Raw genomic sequence first — 20,252 nt, 5'->3', positions numbered from 1 at the left:
GTAGTGAAAAACTATTCTTCATTTTAGACAGTTCACCGCCATAACTCAACGCTGCGTTGCGACTACTCGCAGTTTTATAAGCAGTAGACTATAGAATGACCCTCTACGCTCTTACGTCGTTAAATATCCACGGTGTTTTTTGCATCATTTGTTGCTCATAATTTTTGATAGCATCACTTTGTTGTAAGGTTAAACCAATGTCATCCAATCCGTTTAACAAGCAATGTTTGCGAAAGGCATCCACTTCAAAGGCATACTCTTCACCAGTTGGTGTGATAACGACTTGACGCTCAAGATCTGCAGTCAATTCATAGCCTTCGTTATCAAAAGTCGCCTTCATTAACGTATCGACAATCGCTTCATCCAACACAATCGGTAACATACCGTTTTTAAAGCAATTATTGTAGAAAATATCTGCAAAACTAGGCGCAATTACCGTACGGAAACCATACTCTGAAAGTGCCCAAGGTGCATGCTCACGACTAGAGCCACAACCAAAGTTTCTACGTGCTAGCAAGATAGTAGCACCTTGATAACGCGGTTTATTCAATACAAAGTCTGGATTGATGACTCGTGTGCTGTTGTCTTGACCAGGATAGCCTTCGTCAAGATAGCGCCAATCGTCAAATAGATTCACGCCAAAACCTGTACGTTTAATAGACTTCAAAAACTGTTTTGCGATAATTTGGTCGGTATCGACGTTTGCGCGATCTAACGGGCAAACGATACCTGTTTGGGTGTTATAAGCTTGCATAAAATTTCCTATCAATTATATTTTTGCTGGCTGATGATCTTGATAAGCATGTTAAATAGTAAATAAGTTTTTACCATCTTTGACAGCATGCTCATATATTTATCGTTCATACAAGCATGGTGTCAGCTACTTATTATCAGTCTTAAAATGTACGAACATCCACGAAATGACCTGCCAACGCGGCGGCGGCTGCCATTGCTGGGCTTACCAAATGCGTACGACCACCATTACCCTGACGACCTTCAAAATTACGATTAGACGTTGAGGCACAGTGCTCTTGCGGCTCAAGCTTGTCTGCATTCATCGCAAGACACATCGAGCAGCCCGGCTCACGCCATTCAAAACCAGCTTCAGTAAATAACGTATCCAAGCCTTCAGCCTCTGCTTGCAGTTTCACTTGTCCAGAGCCTGCAACAACGATCGCTTCTTTTACGTTATCAGCAACTTTGCGACCTTTGATTACCGCTGCCGCATCACGTAAATCTTCGATACGTGAATTGGTACATGAACCGATAAATATACGATCAAGTTGGATATCCGTAATTTTCTGACCAGCTTCTAGCCCCATATAAGTATAAGCGCGTAACCAGCCTTCTTCTTGAGCTTCATCAATGGCTTGATCTGGTGTCGGTACAGATTGCGTGATATCTACCACCATCTCAGGCGATGTACCCCAAGATACTTGTGGTGCGATCTGACTACCGTCGATTTCTACCACAGTATCAAATACCGCGTCATCGTCTGAATATAGTGTACGCCAGTAGGCTTCTGCTTGTTCCCATTGTGCTTCGCTTGGCGCATATGGACGACCTTTGACATAGTCAATCGTCGTGTCATCGACCGCAACCATACCGACACGTGCACCTGCCTCAATCGCCATGTTACAGACGGTCATACGACCTTCCATACTCATGTCTTCGAACACTTGACCTGCAAATTCAATCGCGTGTCCTGTTCCACCTGCTGTACCAATCTTCGCAATGATAGCTAACACCACATCTTTTGAAGTGACGCCAGTGCCAAGTTGACCAGTGACGCGGATTTGCATATTTTTTGATTTCTTTTGAATCAAGCACTGTGTGGCCAATACATGCTCAACTTCAGAGGTTCCGATACCATGAGCCAAGCAACCAAGTGCTCCGTGAGTCGCTGTATGCGAGTCACCGCAAACAACCGTCATACCCGGCAAGACCAAACCTTGCTCTGGACCGACCACATGCAAAATACCTTGACGGGCATCATTGATAGTAAATTCAGCAATATCAAACTTGGTGCAGTTATCATCCAAAGTGACAACCTGCAAGCGTGATACCTTGTCTTTAATCCCAGGCACCCCTTCTAGGCGCTCTTTGGTGACAGTCGGCACATTGTGATCTGGACTGGCAATGTTAGCCGATAAACGCCATGGCGCTCTATTTGCCAATTCCAACCCTTCAAATGCTTGTGGACTCGTCACTTCATGCAACAGGTGGCGGTCGATATAAATCAGGCTCGAACCATCGTCGCGCTTAGTGACTTCGTGAGCGTTCCAAAGTTTGTCATATAACGTTTGACCAGCCATGTTGCTATCCTTTATAGGTTACTAATTACTTAATTTTTTACTTACTTGCAAATTGCCAAGCTAAGATTCTATGTAAATGCTATGTCTATCTATAATGTTTAATAATTACGGTCGTATCTAAAATTTAAATACTATTTCTTTATGAGACGCAACATATGACTAAAATTAACGCTTAAAATACGTTTTAAATGGCAAATAGCCAATTTTTTAGAATAAATATGTCACAATATGCCTCGATGTCTTGTGATTATAGCAGGCAAATCCTATAATAATAATTGATGATTTTTAACCAGACGCAAACTTTTATTTCTAATACGTTGTGATTGGGTCAGCCAACTTTTATTTATAGCTCGTAAAGTAGCTAAGGACATTCGTTTGAACACCACAAACTTGACGACATTCGTTACCGTTATGCACACTGGCAGTATCTCAGGCGCCGCAGAAAAGCTGTTTATCACGCAGCCTGCTGTCAGCAAACGTATCAAAAACTTAGAAGACGAGTTTAACATTACCTTGTTTGATACGGTAGGACGTGGAATTGTGCCTACTCAAGCGGCTAGTGAAATGCTACCTCATGCCAAGCGTTGGCTAGAAGACTATGAAAATTTTAAAATCAACTTGCAGCATTCTCAGCATATCGTTTCTGGCAAATTAGTCATTGGTACTAGCCATCATATTGGCCTACATCATTTAGCACCTGTCCTTAAACACTTTATTCAAGCTTATCCAGCTGTTCAGTTAGAAGTACACTTCGTAGATTCTGAAAAAGCTCATAAAGCAGTACTAGATGGTGATTTGTCTTTAGCCTTTGTTACGCTTCCACCTGTCTACGATAAGCGGCTAACCTATCACACGCTCTGGTCAGACCCTCTTTATTTTATGACGGGTACGCTATCACCTTTGGCTACTAAATCTAATGTGACGTTGGAGCAGTTAGCGCGCTATCCTGCCATTTTGCCTTCTGCCAATACCTTTACCAGTCAAATTACCTTGGCTGAGTTTGCCAAGCACAATCTGAAGCCTTATGCCACGATGAGCACCAACCCTCTTGAGTCTATCCGTATGCTGGTATCTGTTGGTCTTGGTTGGTCAGTACTACCACAAACGATGGTCAGTCAAGACTTGGAACGTATCGATATGGCTGACAATATTGAATTACAACGCTATTTAGGTGTGGTCATCAATCCAAAATTAACTCAATCTAGCAGCGTGACCGCCCTACTAGACTTACTTGCGCCTATTGAATAAAAAGAGCTCGCTATAACAGTCTAACCATTAAGCTATTCGCATTTGTGACTCTCATGCGTTATAATACGCTTGACGTTGTTTTTATAACAAAAATTTACCACAAGGACACTGATAGTCATATATTGAATACTTCTAGTAAGATATGATGGTTAACAGTAGGTTTAATGGTTTAGATTGATGATGTAGGTTGCTAATACTCATATATAAATAGCAGATGCGAGCAATAACAATAGATAAGTGGAATGCGATGTTCCCGTTGTTCTCTATCTCTATATGAGTGCTAGCCATAGAACAACATCAATCATATAAAACTACAGAAGATACTGAAAAAAGCCATTATGTCTCAATTAATGGCTTTTTTTGTCTTTAAATATTGTTTTGGACATCGCCTTGTAGGACAGAACTTTTATAGTTAAAAAATAATTACAGCCAACCATGTTGGTTAAGGACAATTTATATGAACGGAGTTTCTAGTGGCGTGCTGATATCACTCGGCGCCTATTTCTTAGTGATGATTGGGATTGGTGTTTACGCTTATTTTAAGCAAGCCAATGATACTGAAGGCTATATGTTAGGGGGTCGTAACTTAGGCCCAGCAGTAACCGCACTTTCTGCAGGTGCATCAGATATGTCAGGTTGGTTACTACTTGGCTTACCTGGTTATATGTTTGCCGATGGTGTGGTCAGTATTTGGATCGCGCTTGGTTTGACATTAGGTGCATTATTAAACTATCTCATCGTAGCACCTCGCCTTCGTGTTTATACCGAAGTGGCTGACAACGCTATCACCCTACCAGATTATTTCGCCAACCGCTTTGAAGACAAGTCGCACATGCTACGCGTCATCTCAGCAGTGGTCATCATTCTATTCTTTACCGTCTATACCGCTGCAAGTCTTGTAGGTGGTGGTAAACTCTTCGAAAGCTCACTTAACCTATCGTATAGTACTGGCCTATGGGTTACTGCTGGTGTGGTTGTGGCTTATACGCTATTCGGTGGTTTCTTAGCAGTATCTATGACCGATTTCGTACAGGGCGTCATCATGCTGTTTGCCATGGTAATCGTACCTGTCGTTGCCTTTACGGATCTTGGTGGTATTTCAGCTACGACAGAAGCGGTTAGAAACATCGATCCAACCCTTTTAGACGTTACTAGCGGTATGAGTGTCATCGGTATTATCTCACTCATGGCATGGGGCTTAGGTTACTTTGGCCAACCGCATATTATCGTACGTTTTATGGCGATTCGTTCAGTGAGAGATGTACCGACTGCACGTAATATCGGTATGAGCTGGATGGTTGTGAGTCTTATTGGTTCACTAATGACTGGTTTTGCTGGTCGTGCCTACGTACAAAAAACTGCGATGACGCTGGATGATCCTGAGACTATCTTCTTAGTATTCACTCAGTTCTTGTTCCATCCATTGGTTTCAGGCTTCCTATTGGCAGCTATTTTAGCAGCAATTATGAGTACTATCTCATCACAGCTATTGGTTGTATCAAGCTCTTTAACCAAAGATGTATACAAACTATTCTTTGATAAAGATGCTCCAGAAGCTCGCCAGGTATTGGTTGGTCGTATCTCAGTTATCATTGTCGCTATTGTTGCCATTATGCTAGCGTCTAACCCAGATAGCTCAGTATTGAACCTAGTTTCTAATGCATGGGCAGGATTCGGTGCAGCGTTTGGTCCATTGGTTATCTTCAGCCTTACATGGCGTGGTATGAACCGTAATGGTGCTGTTGCCGGTATGGTTGTTGGTGCATTGACTGTTATCCTATGGATTTATGGTCCTTTCCAAGTAGATGGTATGGCACTAAATAGTTGGTTATATGCTATCGTTCCAGGCTTTATCTTAAGTACTATCGCTATCTTTGCCGTTAGTATCATGACTGGTGGCCCAAGACCTTCAGTTTCTGCAAAGTACAAAGAGATGGAGCTAAACTTAAACAAATAAGTTTACGTAATGTCTTAAGATTATTGCTATAAAAAACCTCGTCACTAGTGGCGAGGTTTTTTTATGAGTAACGATTTAGTATATGCAATCTACTACAGTATCAAACCAAGAGAACTTATGGCAAGTAAGACTAGAGTATGGACAGCGATAGTAGTATCTAATAGCTCTGTGATGGATATACTAAGCCAGCTTATCCTAGCCTATCTGGCAATCCAACTACTGCTCACTTCTACGAAGTAAGCCTTTATCAACAATACTTCTTTTCTTAATATCACATTTGATTATCTATTTAGATCTTTTCCTTGTGTACCTCAAGTATGCTACGTTATTAACAACTCATTCGGTAAGGTACGAGTGCGTATAGGTTCTTAAATGCAAGGGTATTTGCTGTATATGGACACTAAGCTAAACTAGGCAAATAAAATGTAGTCGTGCTATATGAATTAATACTATAAAGATTATATTTGCTGTTCTATCTATATTTGAGAACTTACAGTCAAATATAGATAGAAAACCCACAAAAAAGCGACCTATGATAGGTCGCTTTTTTATTATTCATCAGTTATATAAAGAGGCTATTCACCCTGATAAGAAAGCTTTACACCAGCAATAAAGCCATCATTATCTTGGAAATCACCAACGATCTTTCCACTAGGTAGACGACCTTTTGCATCACCGAACCACAAGTATTTACCACCAGCAGATACTGCCCACTTTTCAGTCACATTATACTTAGCACCTAGACCGACGCTATAGTAGCCTTCGACTGGGCCTAGGGATGTCGTTGGATCACCGGCACCACTATCCCAACCAACCGTACCACTTATAGCAAGTGCAGGCGCGACACGCTTGGCAAGACCGAGTTCCACTTGCCATTGGTCATCTTCGTATTCAACCAAGTCCAAACCATCAGGGCCGTAATTACGTTTACTAACGTCATTATATAATGGTGGTGTGATGGCAAAATCGCTCCATGGTACCCAACGGACTTTTGCCGTTGCTAAAGTAGTCGGATTGATACCTGTTTGGAAATCAAAGTTGACTGATTTAGGGGTTGTAATCTCATAATTACTGTTCCGGTTAGCAGCCGCAGCCCCTATAGCCGCTGCCTGTGCTGGAGTCGCTCCTTGCTGCAAAGCAGCTCCTTGAGCCAAAATACCTGCTATAGGATAATTCTCAGAGATATCTATATCATGGTCAATCTCAGAACGATAAGTCAACGCTGCTTTTAGAGCAATTTCAGGCTTGCTATAGGCAATACCTGCTATATAACCGTAATCCATATCAGGATTGCTGTTTGAGGTATAACCACTAGCAGGCCCATAAGCTAAGCCACGCAGCTTGGTTTCAGATTGGATACGCTGAGCAACTGGACCACCATAAATTTGGAAGTTTTTATTCGCGCCGAACTTCATACCAAGGATACCCGTTAGGCTTTGGCTACGAACTTCTACATTGGTATTTTCACCTGCAGTACTTGCTTCGGCTAGTGCTATGGCACCTGCAGTCTGTGGGTCTACACCATCACCTACCAATTCGCCTCCTGAAGCTTGAGGATTATTGCTTGCCACAAAATTGCTTTGAGTATATTCAGCAGCAGCACCAAAAGGCTCATCATATAGCACACCCACACTGAACGTGTCGTTGATATCAGTCTTCACGCCATAGCGGAAGAAGTCATAAGATTCAGCAATATCACCCGTTTTGTCGCCGCGCTCATAGTCATTTTGGCCAGGGTTGACATTCGAACTATCGTAGCCGCTTACATCAGCGTCAATATAAGTATAGACCGCTTCAGCGTAAGTGCCATCTTGAAAAAAAGCAGTGACATCTTGACCTGAACGATCAAGACCAGCAGCGTTGGTTACGCTAGCAACAGAGAGAGTAGCAATAGCTACTGCAAGGGTTTTCAAATGAAAGGTAGTGCGCATTGTGTATCTCCAACGGTCCTTGTTGTATTAATACTTTAATAACCATTATGTAGCATTGCTATGCTTAATACTGGTATTACTAAAGTTTCGTCCTAAGTTGAATACTAATGTCTTTTTGACACTAAAACAACATTTAAAGTGCTTTATTTCTCAAATATGACTGAACAGTACATATAAGATATAAATAAAATGCTGTGGTTTACTTTTTGTCTTTAATGTGATTTTTAAAAATACATAATAAAAAAGCGACCCTTAAAGGATCGCTTTTAATATTAATAACAAACAGCATCACATAATTTATTTGTGATTTACTGAGCTTGGTAAGAGACTTTTACACCCAATACAAAACCATCGTTACTTTCGAAATCACTAACAATCGTCTTAGTTGGGATTTGACCTTTGGCATCACCGAACCATAAGTATTTACCGCCAGCAGATATTGCCCAGTTCTCGGTAACATTATATTTTGCGCCAAGGCCAGCACTATAATAGCCTTCGATAGGACCCAATGAAGTTACAGGGTTACCAGCACCACTATCCCAACCGACAGTACCACTTACTGCCAATGCTGGCGCTAAGCGTTTAGCCAGACCTAACTCTACTTGCCATTGGTCATCGTCATAGCTGACTAAAGATAAACCTTTATCATCATTAGTTGCTTGCTTGCTTACTTCATTATAAAGTGGTGGAACGATTGCAAAATCACTCCATGGTACCCAGCGTACTTTTGCAGTCGCTAAGGTTGTAGGGTTAATACCAGTTTGGAAATCGAAGTTAACTGATTTGGGGGTAGTGATATCCAGCGTATTACCTTGATTCGCCTCGCCACCTAAAGCTGCTACTACTGGATATATCTCATCGATATTCGAGCTGTGGTCAATTTCAGAACGATAGGTCAAAGCCGCCTTTAGAGCAATTTCAGGTTTACTATAAGATATACCAGCGATATAGCCATAGTCGGTATCAGGACTAATATGAGCGGTATAGCCTGTAGCAGCACTATAGGCACTACCACGAAGACTTACATCAGCTTTGATACGCTGAACAACAGGACCACCGTACACTTGGAATTCTTTGTTTTGACCAAACTTAGCACCTAGGATACCTGTGATGCTTTCGCTACGGACTTCAACATTTGTGCCTTCATCATTCGCAAGGCGACCATCCGCAAAGCCTTCTAATTGCTCAAGTTGATTTAACTGTGCTTGACCTTCTGCTAGCTGCGTTTCGCCAGCGGCGATACCTGCTAAACCAGCATTAATCTGTGGACGCAGTGCAGGCTCAAGTGCTGGGTTTTGATTAACAGCTGCTTGGGCTTGTCTTACTTGCTCTCTAACTGCATTTAAACGAGTTTCAGCAGCAGTTAACTGGTTTTGAGTACCTTCAACTAAACCTTTCAACTCTTCTACATTATTAACGCCTAATCCACCTAGACGCGATGCAATAATATTATTAACAGCATCAGTTGGTGCGCCTACAAAGTTATTATTTCCAGTGTAATCGGCTGCTGCACCGAAAGGCTCGTCATATAAGATACCAACACTGAATGTATCGTTGATATCTGTTTTTACACCGTAACGGAAAAAGTCATAAGACTCTGCGATGTCATCGATTTTATTACCTGATGTATCTTTACCAGTAACGTCAGCATCGATATAAGTGTAGACAGCTTCTGCATAAGTGCCGTCTTGTAGGAATGCGGTGATATCTTGGCCTGAGCGATCAAGACCAGCAGCACTAGCGACGCTAGCAACAGAAAGAGTAGCAACAGCTACTGCAAGAGTTTTTAAATGAAAGGTGTGGCGCATTTTATATCTCCAAACATCCGCATTGTTTTACTGTTTTACCCAGTATTAATAGGTAATCAGTATCCGAGGTGGAAGATAGTAAAGATTTTTTAACACTAAAACAACTACAAAAACACATTATTCCCATGTTATGACCACATAGTCATTAAACAGTATCTATATATAAAAATACGTATATATCTTTTGTCATTGAAAGCTTTTCTTTCTAATTCTAACTTACTAATAGTGTGGTGGTCTGTCTGCCATTACATCAAATGGTGCAATACCACTTTCTGTATCCTGACCTTCAATTTGCTTATAAATCAGCTGTAATTGACGTTGCAGCGTATGAATATCTCTGTCTTGTCGCGTGATTACCTTATCCAGTCGTTCGACGGTTACTTCAAGGTGCGCTAGGCTCATTTGCAAATCGATTACTTGTGCTTGCAAATCATTTTGAATATCAGAAGTATTATCTGTAGTTTTAGGTTGGTTCATATTTTTCTCTAAATTATAGTAAGTATTAAATTGAAAGAATGAATTGTTGAGAGGTACTGTAGATTAGTGATAAATCTACAAACATAGTCATGGAATAGCAGCCGTTAGTAAAAGCAATAAATAGTACTGATAAAACTATTTACTCGCACTACAGTGACGCGGTGGCATGTTATACTGCAGGCAATTTTGCAACAACCCCTACCTCACTATTATATAAGCTTAAGATACTCTATGGCACTGATTCATTTAAAAGACATTCACTTAGCCTTTGGCGTCGCGCCTGTTCTTGATGGTATTGATTTTTCTATCAATACAGGCGAGCGTGTGTGCTTGATTGGCCGTAACGGCGAAGGTAAATCTACTTTGTTTAAACTGATCAATGGCTCATTGCAGCCTGACAGTGGCGAGATTATTACCAACAGTAGTATGCGTGTAGCGATGCTAGAGCAAGACGTTCCCGAGACCAGTGGTCGCATATTAGACATCGTTATGGGCGGTAGTCGTCGCACGGCTGATTTGCTCATTAACTATAATAAGCAAGTCGATATGTGTGCGAATGGCGATATGGATGCCTGTGAGCACATGGCGACCCTACAACATGATATCGATGCGGTACATGGCTGGGACTTAGAACGCGATGCCATGCGTCTGATTACGACCATGGGCCTTAATCCAGAAGACGACTTATCATCCCTATCTGGTGGTCGTAAACGCCGCGTGTTACTCGCTCGTGCGCTAGTCACTAAGCCTGATGTGCTACTCCTAGATGAGCCAACCAACCATTTGGATGTTGAAAGTATCGAATGGTTAGAGCGCTTTTTGCTGGATTGGCAAGGCCTGACGTTGTTGTTCGTGACTCATGATAGAGCATTCGTCAATAAACTATCGACTCGCATTATTGAGCTTGACCGTGGCCAATTGACCAGCTATGACGTGACACAAGGCGAAGGTGGCTACGCGCGCTATCAAGAGCTGAAAGAGCTACAGTTACAAGCTGAAGAAAAGAACAATGCCAACTTTGATAAAAAACTGGCACAAGAAGAAGTTTGGATTCGCCAAGGTATCAAAGCACGTCGCACCCGTAATGAGGGCCGTGTACGTGAACTAAAAGCCTTACGTGAAGAGCGCAGCGATCGCCGTGAGCAAGTGGGCAATGTAAACATCACCATGGGCCAAGGCGAGAAAAGCGGTAAGCTTGTCTGTAAAGTTAAAAACTTACATCTTGAGTATGATGGCAATGTCTTGGTAGATGATTTTACGACCACTATTATGCGTGGCGATAAGATTGGTATTGTCGGCCCTAACGGTGCTGGTAAAACTACGCTTATTAAAGCCCTACTCGATATGTCTGATGATGAAGTTACCAAGTCTGGTAGTGTCGAATTAGGTACTAACCTGAAAATCGCATTCTTCGATCAGTTGCGTGATCAATTGGATCTTGAGGCGAGCGTTGCGCAAAACGTTTCGGAAGGCTCTGACTTTGTCGAAGTTGGTGGCCGTAAGACGCACATCATGAGCTACTTGCAAGACTTTTTATTTGCCCCAGAGCGTGCACGTACACCTGTCAAAGCACTGTCTGGTGGTGAGCGTAACCGAGTACTACTGGCCAAGCAGTTATTGAAACCTGCCAATATTTTGGTACTCGATGAGCCTACCAACGATTTGGACATGGCAACACTTGAGTTGTTAGAAGAATCAGTCGCCAGCTTTGGTGGTACGATTTTGCTGATCAGTCATGATCGTTCATTCATGGACAATGTCGTTACCTCTACGTGGGTGTTTGGCGAAGATGAAGACGGCAAAGGAGTGGTCAATGAGTATGTAGGTGGTTATCAAGAGTACCTCGTACAAAAGAACCGTGAAGAAGCATCCCGTGCTGCCAAAGCACCTGCCAACAATGCGGCTAGTAATAAAGCGACAAATAAGTCTGGCGCGGCAGCGAAACCAAATAAGGCAGCCAAAAAGCTAAATTATAATGATCAACGCGAACTGGATAACTTGCCAAAAGAAATCGCTGCACTCGAAGCCGAACAGGCTCAACTGCAAGAAAAGCTGGCCGATGGCTCTTGGTTCAATATTGACTTTGATGCGGCGACAGCTGCTAGTGAGCGTCTCTTAACCATCGAAGATGAGATGATGCACAAGCTTGAACGTTGGAGTGAGCTTGAAGGCTAGTATTGGCAACTCTCTAGCTGAGTTTATTGGAATATCGCACATGTACTATGTATTGCGTATTTCGATAAACAAGTTTCTGATAGTCTGACAAAACATTATTAATTATTATAAAGACATCACCACTTTATTATATAGAGTGGTGATATTTGTTTTACAGCAACTTACAAAGTAGTTAGATGGTGAAAGTTAGTGAACATTACCTTAATTTCAAGTATCATTCGCTATTGCTGAAAATCCTTATTATTTATAAGGTCATCACATCATAATCCTTGTTAAAGCAAAGTTAGCGTTAAACGTTGATAATCCAACTGTTTTGGTTTGATTATCATATTCAACCTTCTAATATGTCCTATTGAGGTTGCTTTATTTTTAACGCAATAATTTATTTTATCACCGAAATAGCTTAGAATAGCAACAATTAGCAAAATTAGGCACAGCTAAAGTGGCTTGATATTGTATATTTTCTAAGCCACAAACCCAGTGTGGGATAATCCCATTTCATTCACCTGGAGGAAGTATTAATGAGCCAAGCCGAAGGCGTTAATGTACAACGCCGTAGAGTTCTTATTGCCTCAACTGCCGCGATTGGTGCAGCTGGGGTAGCTGCCGTGGCGACACCTTTTGTCCGTTCTTGGTACCCAAGCGCTAAAGCTGAGGCTGCAGGGGCTGCAGTGACCCAAGATATTGGTTCTATCGAAGATGGACAAATGATCGTCGTCAAATACCGTGGTAAACCTATTTATGTGGTTAAGCGCACCGAAGACATGGTTGCAGGACTAGAGTCAGTCAAACCTCTATTATCTGATCCTGAGTCTGATGCGTCTCTACAACCTGAATATTGCAAAAATCCTACTCGCTCTTTAGATCCAACCGTATTGGTTGTCGAAGGCGTTTGCACACATTTGGGCTGTGCACCAAACTACCGTCCTGATGTGGGCGCGGTAGATTTAGGTGGTAATGATTGGTACGGCGGATTTTTCTGTCCGTGTCACGGGTCAAAATATGACTTAGCAGGTCGCGTATATAGCGGCGTCCCTGCACCACTTAATTTACCCGTTCCAGAATATGGTATGGATGGTACCATCTTGACGGTTGGGGAGGCTTAATATGAGTATGGGTAAAAAGTTAATGCATTGGGTGGACGCGCGTTTTCCAGCGACCGAAACCTATGAATACCATATGTCAAAGTACTACGCACCAAAGAACTTTAACTTTTGGTACTTCTTTGGCGTGCTATCAATGATTGTACTGGTCAACCAATTGGTGACTGGTATATGGCTTACGATGATGTACAACCCAAGTGCCGAAGGGGCATTTGCGTCTGTTGAATACATCATGCGTGACGTAAAAGGTGGTTGGCTCATTCGCTATATGCACTCAACCGGCGCATCTGCGTTTTTCGTCGTTGTATACCTGCATATGTTTAGAGCCTTGCTATATGGTTCATACCAAAAACCTCGTGAGCTTATCTGGCTCATCGGTATGGGTATCTACCTAGCACTTATGGCAGAAGGTTTCTTCGGTTACCTACTACCTTGGGGCAACATGTCATTCTGGGGTGCTCAGGTTATCTTGAACTTACCTGCAGCTCTACCTGTTATTGGTGATGGCCTTGCTGAATGGGTACGTGGTGACTATATCATCTCTGGTATTACTCTAAACCGTTTCTTTGCGCTACACGTTGTTGCTATTCCATTAGTACTGGTAGGCTTAGTATTCATGCATATTGTAGCATTGCATCATGTGGGCTCGAACAACCCTGATGGCATCGATATTAAGAAGCTAAAAGATAAAAATGGTGTGCCATTAGACGGTATCGAATTCCATCCGTACTACACTGTGCATGACATGGTTGGTATCGTAGTGTTCTTTATCTGTTTCTTTGCAGTGGTATTCTTCTTCCCAGAAGGCGGCGGTTTCTTCCTTGAACCACCAAACTTTGAGACAGCGAACTCACTGAAAACACCAGCACATATTGCACCAGTATGGTACTACACGCCGTTCTACGCTATTTTACGTGCGGTTCCTGACAAGCTTGGTGGCGTGATTGCGATGGGTGGTGCGATTGCCGTACTGTTCTTGATCCCATGGCTTGATAGGTCTCCTGTGCGCTCTATACGTTACAAAGGTATATTATCTAAGATTGCGCTGACCGTCTTTGCTATTAGCTTTGTTGTATTGGGCTACTTGGGTGCGACGCCTGCTACACCAACGGCAACCATCATGGCTCGTGTATTCACGATTCTATATTTCTTGTTCTTCTTACTGATGCCTTTCTACACTGCGATTGAGAAGTGTAAACAGCCACCAGAACGCGTTACCGGAGGTCACTAATGAACACGCTAATTAAATCCCTAGCTGGTCTAGGCTTAGGCGCGGCATTAACCTTGACTGCTGGTACGGCAATGGCTTCAGGCAGTGGCTGCGGTACATTCACCAATGCAGATGGCGTTGATGAACACCTGGCTTGTAGTACAGCTCCTATTGATTTTACCAATAAGGGCTCACTACAAAACGGCGCGAAGATCTTTATGAACTACTGTGCTGGGTGTCACTCAGCCAAGTACGTTCGTCATTCGCGCATTGCCAAAGATTTAGAGATACCGCCTGAGTTGGTTGAAAAGTATTTGATGGTTACTACCGATCAAATCGGTGACCACATTACTGCTGAGATAGATCCTGAGATTCAAGCGTCTTGGTTTGGCGCAGCGCCTCCTGATCTATCACTTGAGACACGTCTGCGTGGCGACGACTGGGTATATACTTACCTACTGTCGTTCTATGAAGATCCAAGCCGTCCTTGGGGCGCGAATAACTTAGTACTGGCCAATGCAGCGATGCCTCACGTATTGCATAACATGCAAGAAGAGTTGAGCCAAGAAGAGTTTGAATCTGAAGTTGGTGACTTGGTTAACTTTATGGCGTGGATGGGTGAACCTGCTCGTCACGACCGTCAAGTCATTGGTTTCTTCGTAATTCTATTCTTATTAGTACTGCTCATCCCAGTTTACTTATTGAATAAAGAATTCTGGAAAGATGTCAAATAAGTCATAGTCAGCAGTTAGTTTTTAGAAATAAAAAAGGCACTACTTCGGTAGTGCCTTTTTGTGCCTTGATATAGAGTGTAAATACTAGATAATCCGGAAAATAAGTCGCTCAGCGCTAATGTTTACGTACTCTACCTTGATAAACGTTGCGAGTTTGTTTACGATGACAACCTTCACTATTAACATTAGGCTTTCATGATTGATGCGAATGACATTCCAAGTAGTCAGCTAATTTTGTATGCTGATGACGGCTACGACAGTCATGTGGTACGCCTATTACTTGAAGAAAAAAAGCTCGCTTACTATTTGTCTCGCTTACATTCTGAGCGCCCTGAAGATTTGACTGAGCTAAACCCTTATCACACCTTGCCTGTATTACAGCAGCGTGAGATTGCGCTTTATGAGGTTAACGTCATTTTTGAGTATCTTGAAGAGCGTTATCACACAAATAAATTGCTCCCTGAGACACCGCAAGAACGTGCACAGTTTCGCCAATTGGCTTGGCGCATTCAGCGTGATTGGTTAGTACTTGGCAAGCGCTTGCTGACACATCCAGATAGCTTTAATAAAGCACAAGCTGCCGTTGCCAAAAAACAGCTCAGTGATTCATTAATTACTCTGTCACCGCTGTTTGCTCATAAGCCTTATTTTATGGCTGATGAGTTTGGCTGGTGTGACGTGTTATTAGCACCACTATTATGGCGATTAGACGAGATGGGTATTGAGCTGCCACGTGCCATTAGCCGTCCATTGTTTGAATACCAGACGAGAGTGTTTGAGCGCAGTAGCTTCCAAAAAAGTGTGCGTTGATTAGACAAGTATCAAAAGCTGTCCTAAAATAAAGTATAAATAAGATAGACATTAATTAGCATCTGTCATTTGATAAATTGCTGAACGAAATATTTTTCATTATTAAAAATTATTAGTATAGGAAATCATTAGATGAGCGAAACCACCTCTATTACACCTACCCGTCCTTATATGGTACGCGCACTATATCAATGGATAGAAGACAACGCTCTGACGCCATACTTGATGGTCGATGCTAATGCCGATAACGTACAGATACCGACAGAGCATGTGCAAGACGGTCGTATTGTACTTAATATTGCTAGTCGTGCTACTGGTAATATGAGCATGGAAAATGAGTACATACATTTCAGCGCGCGCTTCGGCGGCGTCTCACAAGAAATTTGGGTACCCTTGCAAGCGGTACTTGGCATCTATGCTAAAGAAAACTCGCAAGGGATGTTCTTTGATCCTAACGAGTACGATAACTATGAGCCTGAAGAAGAGGCTAGCGCGGTAGCAAATAAACCAAAAGCTGCGACTAGACCTAAACGCGATAACAAAGCGGGCTTAAAAGTGCTGAAGTAATCAGCCATTCAAACTGATTATTTTTCACATAATAAAAAGCCAGTCATATTTGATATAACTGGCTTTTTTATTGGCTGCTCAAAGGCTTGAGACTTTATCTTTAACTAGGTTCTCGGCAAGGTCACGCCGCGCTGACCTTGGTATTTACCGCCGCGATCCTTGTAGCTGGTCTCGCAGACATCGTCGCTATCGCTTTGGAAAAACAGCATTTGTGCCACGCCTTCACCTGCATAAATACGAGCTGGTAGATTGGTAGTGTTACTAAATTCAAGTGTCACATGACCTTCCCACTCAGGCTCTAGCGGCGTGACATTGACGATAATACCGCAACGTGCGTAAGTCGACTTGCCTAGGCAAATAGTCAGTACGTCGCGTGGAATACGGAAATACTCCATGGTACGTGCTAAGGCAAACGAGTTTGGCGGAATGATACACTCATCACCGACGATATCGATAAAGCTTTTATCATCGAAGTTTTTAGGATCAACAACGACTGAATGGACGTTGGTAAAGACTTTGAATTCAGGCGCACAGCGTACATCGTAACCGTAGCTTGAGGTACCGTAGCTCACCAAACGCTCGCCTGCATCATTGAAGCGCACTTGACCTGGCTCGTATGGCTCGATCATGCCGTGCTCTTCGGCCATTTTACGAATCCAGCGGTCAGACTTAATAGACATTGTTATTCCTTAGCAAATTTTTAATAGCGATGATTATACGGAATTGATGGCTAGATTTATAGAGGGGCGGCTGTTTTATCCTACATTGGTTTTAGACTAGCTAAACAACCAGCACCCTATTCAATCATTAGACACTAGAAAATCCGCTTATCATCGACAGGCTTTGCGAATTTATTGATATTGGTTTCGACATTTTTGGCAATGCTCAAATAATAGGTCGCAAACTCATCATCAGCTAAGACGCTTGGCACACCTTTATCCACTTGTGCACGAATGCCACTGGCAAGTGGTAGCTGACCCAATAGTGGTACCTGATATTTCTCAGCGATAAACTCACCGCCACCCGTACCAAAGATTGCTTCGGTGTGGTTGCAGTTGCTACAAGTATGTAGCGCCATGTTTTCAACCACGCCAAGCACAGGAATATTGGTCTTGTTAAACATCTCAACGCCTTTTTGCGCATCGAGCAAGGCAACATGCTGCGGTGTCGTGACAATGACAGCACCCGTGACTGGAATACGCTGCGCTAATGTCAGCTGTATATCACCCGTACCTGGTGGCATATCAATCACTAGATAGTCCAGCTGCGGCCAATTGGTTTGATTATATAGCTGCATCAATGCACCCGTTGCCTTCGGTCCACGCCATGCGACCGGGGTATTATCTCCATCAAGCAAACTACCGATAGAGAGCATTGCCATACCATGCGCATCAACTGGCACGAACTGCTCGTTTTCTAGTTGCGGTTTCACATCAGCAACGCCTAGCATCGTTGGCATACTAGGACCATAGATATCGGCATCTAGCACACCAACGCGGTTGCCAAGCTTCTGTAGTGCTAAGGCGATATTGACCGTCGTTGTCGATTTACCAACACCGCCCTTACCCGATGCCACTACGATAATATGGCGAATACGCGGATGCGCTGCTAGCGATGCTTGTGTCGGTGCCGCTTTAGTAATCGGTGGCTCGGCGTTATTGCTATTGTCAGAGCTATGACTATCAGGATTAGTGGCAGGCTTGCTCTGACTATCCATCGCATTGGTCGTCTTTGGCATTTGCTTTGGTAAGCTTGAACCTGAACCCTTTTCTGGCGCAGGCAGACGCACGTTCATATGAATCGTGGTAATACCATGCGGGTGTAGCAACTGCCCAAGCTCCTGCTGGATAACTTCAGGATTGCTATCTTTTGGCAAACGCAGGTCTAACGTAAGTGCTTCACCATCACGCTCAAGTCCTGTGACCATCGTGGCAATACTGACGGCACCTATCTCATATCCAAGTAGGACTTTGTCGACGGCACTATCACGCTCTGCCTGCTGCTGAGGCGTTTCGGTTTTTGTGGTTTTTTTCTTCATAAAGTTAAACATAGCTACTATTATGGCCTATACAAGTGGGTAGATCTGACAAATCGCTCAAGTCGTCTCGTTGCGCATATTACAACCGATAACGTTAATGAGTATATTAGCCAAACCTTCTATCGTGACAGTGTAGCTGAATTGGACGCATAAAAAAACCACAACGCCAGTAGGTCTGACGCTGTGGTATATGCAAATGGCATATATATTAATTCATAAACCAACCATGGCTGGCCACGATAGATTGTCCAGTGAATACATTGGTTGGGAAAGCCGCTAAAAATAGCGCCAATTGGGCAATGTCTTCTACTGTCGTAAACTCTTTATCTACGGTATTGACCAGCATGATATCGTTGATCACTGACTCTTCACTGATGCCTTTTTCAGCTGCTTGCTCTGGGATTTGTTTTTCTACCAATGGCGTTTTGACAAACCCTGGGCAAATCACATGCGAGCGTACTTTATGCGCGGCACCTTCTTTGGCCAGTACACGGCACAGTCCTAGTAGTCCATGCTTCGCGGTCACGTACGGGGCTTTATATAATGAGGCCTCATGCGAATGAGCAGAGCCCATATAAATGACTGTGCCGCCCTTATCGCCTTTATACATGTGCTTAATCGCGGCTTTAGTGGTCAAAAAAGCGCCATCTAAGTGGATATTAAGCATTTTTTTCCAATCGCTAAACGCCATTTTATCGATAGGGTCGATGATCTGAATGCCAGCATTAGAAACCAAAATATCAATACTGCCAAAAGTATCGACTAGCTGCTGTACACCATCGTTTACCGCATCTTCTGAGGTAACATCCATGGCAATTGCTAGAGCACGTCCACCAGCAGCTTCAATAGCATCAACGGTTTTTTGTGCCGCTTCGAGATTGATATCAGCGATACCAACTGCTGCGCCTGCTTTTGCATAAGTCTCAGCGATGTCACGTCCGATACCACTTGCAGAGCCAGTGACCAATGCTACTTTGCCTGTCAAATCTTGTTCTAATTGGGTCGCCATACATATTCCTTATCATGGTCTAAAATATTATTAGTTTTTATAAAATTGAACTGAACAAATACGCCACTATAGTCATAGTGGCGTATTTGTTTGCGGGATAAAACATATTAGTCTTACGACAGTCACTTTACTGTACAGAGTTTACTGAATAATACTTACTGGTGTTTTTTCTTGTAGTTCGTCAAAGCTCACACCATCTGCTAATTCAACCAGTTTTAGGCCTTCATCAGTAACGTCTAATACAGCAAGCTCAGTAATGATACGATCAACCACGCCTTTACCCGTCAATGGTAGCTCACAGTTTGCCAAGATTTTTGGATCACCGTGTTTATTAACTTGCTCCATCAATACAATCACACGCTGCACGCCTGCGACCAAATCCATCGCGCCGCCCATGCCTTTAACCATCTTTTTGGGAATCATCCAGTTGGCAAGATCGCCTTTTTCTGAGACTTCCATTGCGCCCAATATGGCCAAGTTGACATGACCACCACGAATCATTGAGAAAGACTCTGAGCTACTAAAATAACTGGCCCCTGCTTCTGCAGTCACGGTTTGCTTGCCCGCATTAATCAAGTCTGCATCTACGTTTTCTGCCGTAGGGAACTCACCAATACCTAGCAAGCCATTCTCTGATTGTAGCCATACGTCTACGCCTTCAGGAATATAGTTGGCGACCAACGTTGGGAGACCGATGCCTAGGTTCACATAGTAGCCATCTTGTAGCTCTTTTGCAGCGCGTTGCGCCATTTGCTCTCTTGTCCATGCCATGCTGATTTCCTTATTTTTTGCGATATTCTATTTTTATTCGTTTAGACAGCCAGTTATCGAATCAATTGACTGTCTAAACTATTATCCATCTAAAATTAA

At 42.9% G+C, this 20,252-nt stretch carries 17 protein-coding genes; 8 read left to right on the top strand and 9 right to left on the bottom strand.

The annotated features are described in order from the left end of the window. Positions 1-103 precede the first annotated feature (103 nt). Positions 104-754: a 3-isopropylmalate dehydratase small subunit gene (leuD, locus tag ACS8FA_RS19655; protein WP_160020917.1), complete on the bottom strand. Its 651-nt coding sequence runs from the start codon at positions 752-754 to the stop codon at positions 104-106. 142 nt (positions 755-896) lie between these two features. Beyond that, positions 897-2,315: a 3-isopropylmalate dehydratase large subunit gene (gene leuC / locus ACS8FA_RS19650; RefSeq protein ID WP_238068399.1), complete on the bottom strand. Its 1,419-nt coding sequence runs from the start codon at positions 2,313-2,315 to the stop codon at positions 897-899. Between the two features lie 375 nt (positions 2,316-2,690). On the opposite strand from leuC, the gene ACS8FA_RS19645 reads away from it, so the two are divergent. Together ACS8FA_RS19645 and putP are read left to right on the top strand one after the other, a co-directional pair. Beyond that, positions 2,691-3,563, top strand: coding sequence for a LysR family transcriptional regulator (locus tag ACS8FA_RS19645; RefSeq protein WP_101205469.1), 873 nt, complete (start codon positions 2,691-2,693; stop codon positions 3,561-3,563). A 457-nt stretch (positions 3,564-4,020) separates the two neighbouring features. Then, positions 4,021-5,520: a sodium/proline symporter PutP gene (putP, locus tag ACS8FA_RS19640; RefSeq protein WP_160020915.1), complete on the top strand. Its 1,500-nt coding sequence runs from the start codon at positions 4,021-4,023 to the stop codon at positions 5,518-5,520. A 575-nt stretch (positions 5,521-6,095) separates the two neighbouring features. Here putP and ACS8FA_RS19635 read toward each other — a convergent pair. The 3 genes from ACS8FA_RS19635 to ACS8FA_RS19625 form a co-directional block, all read right to left on the bottom strand. Further along, positions 6,096-7,451 (bottom strand): outer membrane protein transport protein, encoded by a 1,356-nt coding sequence (locus ACS8FA_RS19635; protein WP_439265819.1) that lies wholly within the window; start codon positions 7,449-7,451, stop codon positions 6,096-6,098. A 308-nt stretch (positions 7,452-7,759) separates the two neighbouring features. Then, positions 7,760-9,259 carry an OmpP1/FadL family transporter gene (locus tag ACS8FA_RS19630; protein WP_404692405.1) on the bottom strand — a complete coding sequence of 500 codons (1,500 nt, stop codon included), beginning with the start codon at positions 9,257-9,259 and terminating at the stop codon, positions 7,760-7,762. 219 nt (positions 9,260-9,478) lie between these two features. Next, positions 9,479-9,736, bottom strand: a complete 258-nt coding sequence (locus ACS8FA_RS19625) for a SlyX family protein (RefSeq protein ID WP_160020912.1) — start codon at positions 9,734-9,736, stop codon at positions 9,479-9,481. Positions 9,737-9,967: 231 nt separating this feature from the next. On the opposite strand from ACS8FA_RS19625, the gene ACS8FA_RS19620 reads away from it, so the two are divergent. The 6 genes from ACS8FA_RS19620 (at position 9,968) to ACS8FA_RS19595 (ending at position 16,335) form a co-directional block, all read left to right on the top strand. Next, entirely contained in the window at positions 9,968-11,911 is a 1,944-nt protein-coding gene (locus ACS8FA_RS19620; protein WP_439265816.1) for an ATP-binding cassette domain-containing protein, read from the top strand. Between the two features lie 521 nt (positions 11,912-12,432). Next, on the top strand, positions 12,433-13,017 hold the full coding sequence (gene petA, locus ACS8FA_RS19615; protein ID WP_057759305.1) for a ubiquinol-cytochrome c reductase iron-sulfur subunit: 585 nt from the start codon (positions 12,433-12,435) through the stop codon (positions 13,015-13,017). Between the two features lie 22 nt (positions 13,018-13,039). Beyond that, entirely contained in the window at positions 13,040-14,245 is a 1,206-nt protein-coding gene (locus tag ACS8FA_RS19610; protein WP_179798892.1) for a cytochrome b, read from the top strand. Continuing rightward, on the top strand, positions 14,245-14,958 hold the full coding sequence (locus ACS8FA_RS19605; RefSeq protein WP_101205476.1) for a cytochrome c1: 714 nt from the start codon (positions 14,245-14,247) through the stop codon (positions 14,956-14,958). The genes ACS8FA_RS19610 and ACS8FA_RS19605 overlap by 1 nt, the downstream gene beginning before the upstream one ends. 195 nt (positions 14,959-15,153) lie before the next feature. Next, positions 15,154-15,768, top strand: a complete 615-nt coding sequence (locus tag ACS8FA_RS19600; RefSeq protein WP_160020910.1) for a glutathione S-transferase N-terminal domain-containing protein — start codon at positions 15,154-15,156, stop codon at positions 15,766-15,768. Between the two features lie 132 nt (positions 15,769-15,900). Next, positions 15,901-16,335 (top strand): ClpXP protease specificity-enhancing factor, encoded by a 435-nt coding sequence (locus ACS8FA_RS19595; protein WP_439265813.1) that lies wholly within the window; start codon positions 15,901-15,903, stop codon positions 16,333-16,335. Positions 16,336-16,439: 104 nt separating this feature from the next. On the opposite strand, the gene dcd is transcribed toward ACS8FA_RS19595, so the two are convergent. The 4 genes from dcd to ACS8FA_RS19575 all read right to left on the bottom strand — a co-directional run bounded on the left by dcd (position 16,440) and on the right by ACS8FA_RS19575 (position 20,153). After that, entirely contained in the window at positions 16,440-17,015 is a 576-nt protein-coding gene (gene dcd / locus ACS8FA_RS19590) for a dCTP deaminase (protein WP_186474772.1), read from the bottom strand. A 134-nt stretch (positions 17,016-17,149) separates the two neighbouring features. Next, on the bottom strand, positions 17,150-18,385 hold the full coding sequence (gene apbC, locus ACS8FA_RS19585) for an iron-sulfur cluster carrier protein ApbC (RefSeq protein ID WP_439265811.1): 1,236 nt from the start codon (positions 18,383-18,385) through the stop codon (positions 17,150-17,152). 196 nt (positions 18,386-18,581) lie between these two features. Beyond that, the gene (locus ACS8FA_RS19580) at positions 18,582-19,382 is read right to left on the bottom strand and encodes a 3-hydroxybutyrate dehydrogenase (protein ID WP_238053161.1); all 801 of its coding nucleotides are present in this window, start codon (positions 19,380-19,382) and stop codon (positions 18,582-18,584) included. A gap of 141 nt (positions 19,383-19,523) precedes the next feature. Continuing rightward, a complete protein-coding gene (locus ACS8FA_RS19575; protein ID WP_057759289.1) occupies positions 19,524-20,153 on the bottom strand; it encodes a 3-oxoacid CoA-transferase subunit B in 630 nt (209 codons plus the stop codon). Between the last annotated feature and the right edge of the window lie 99 nt (positions 20,154-20,252).

Source organism: Psychrobacter sp. 1Y1 (genome assembly GCF_051847395.2).
GTDB lineage: Bacteria > Pseudomonadota > Gammaproteobacteria > Pseudomonadales > Moraxellaceae > Psychrobacter.
The sequence above is the reverse complement of the archived record's forward strand: the minus strand, read 5'-3'. Positions and strand labels throughout refer to the sequence as shown.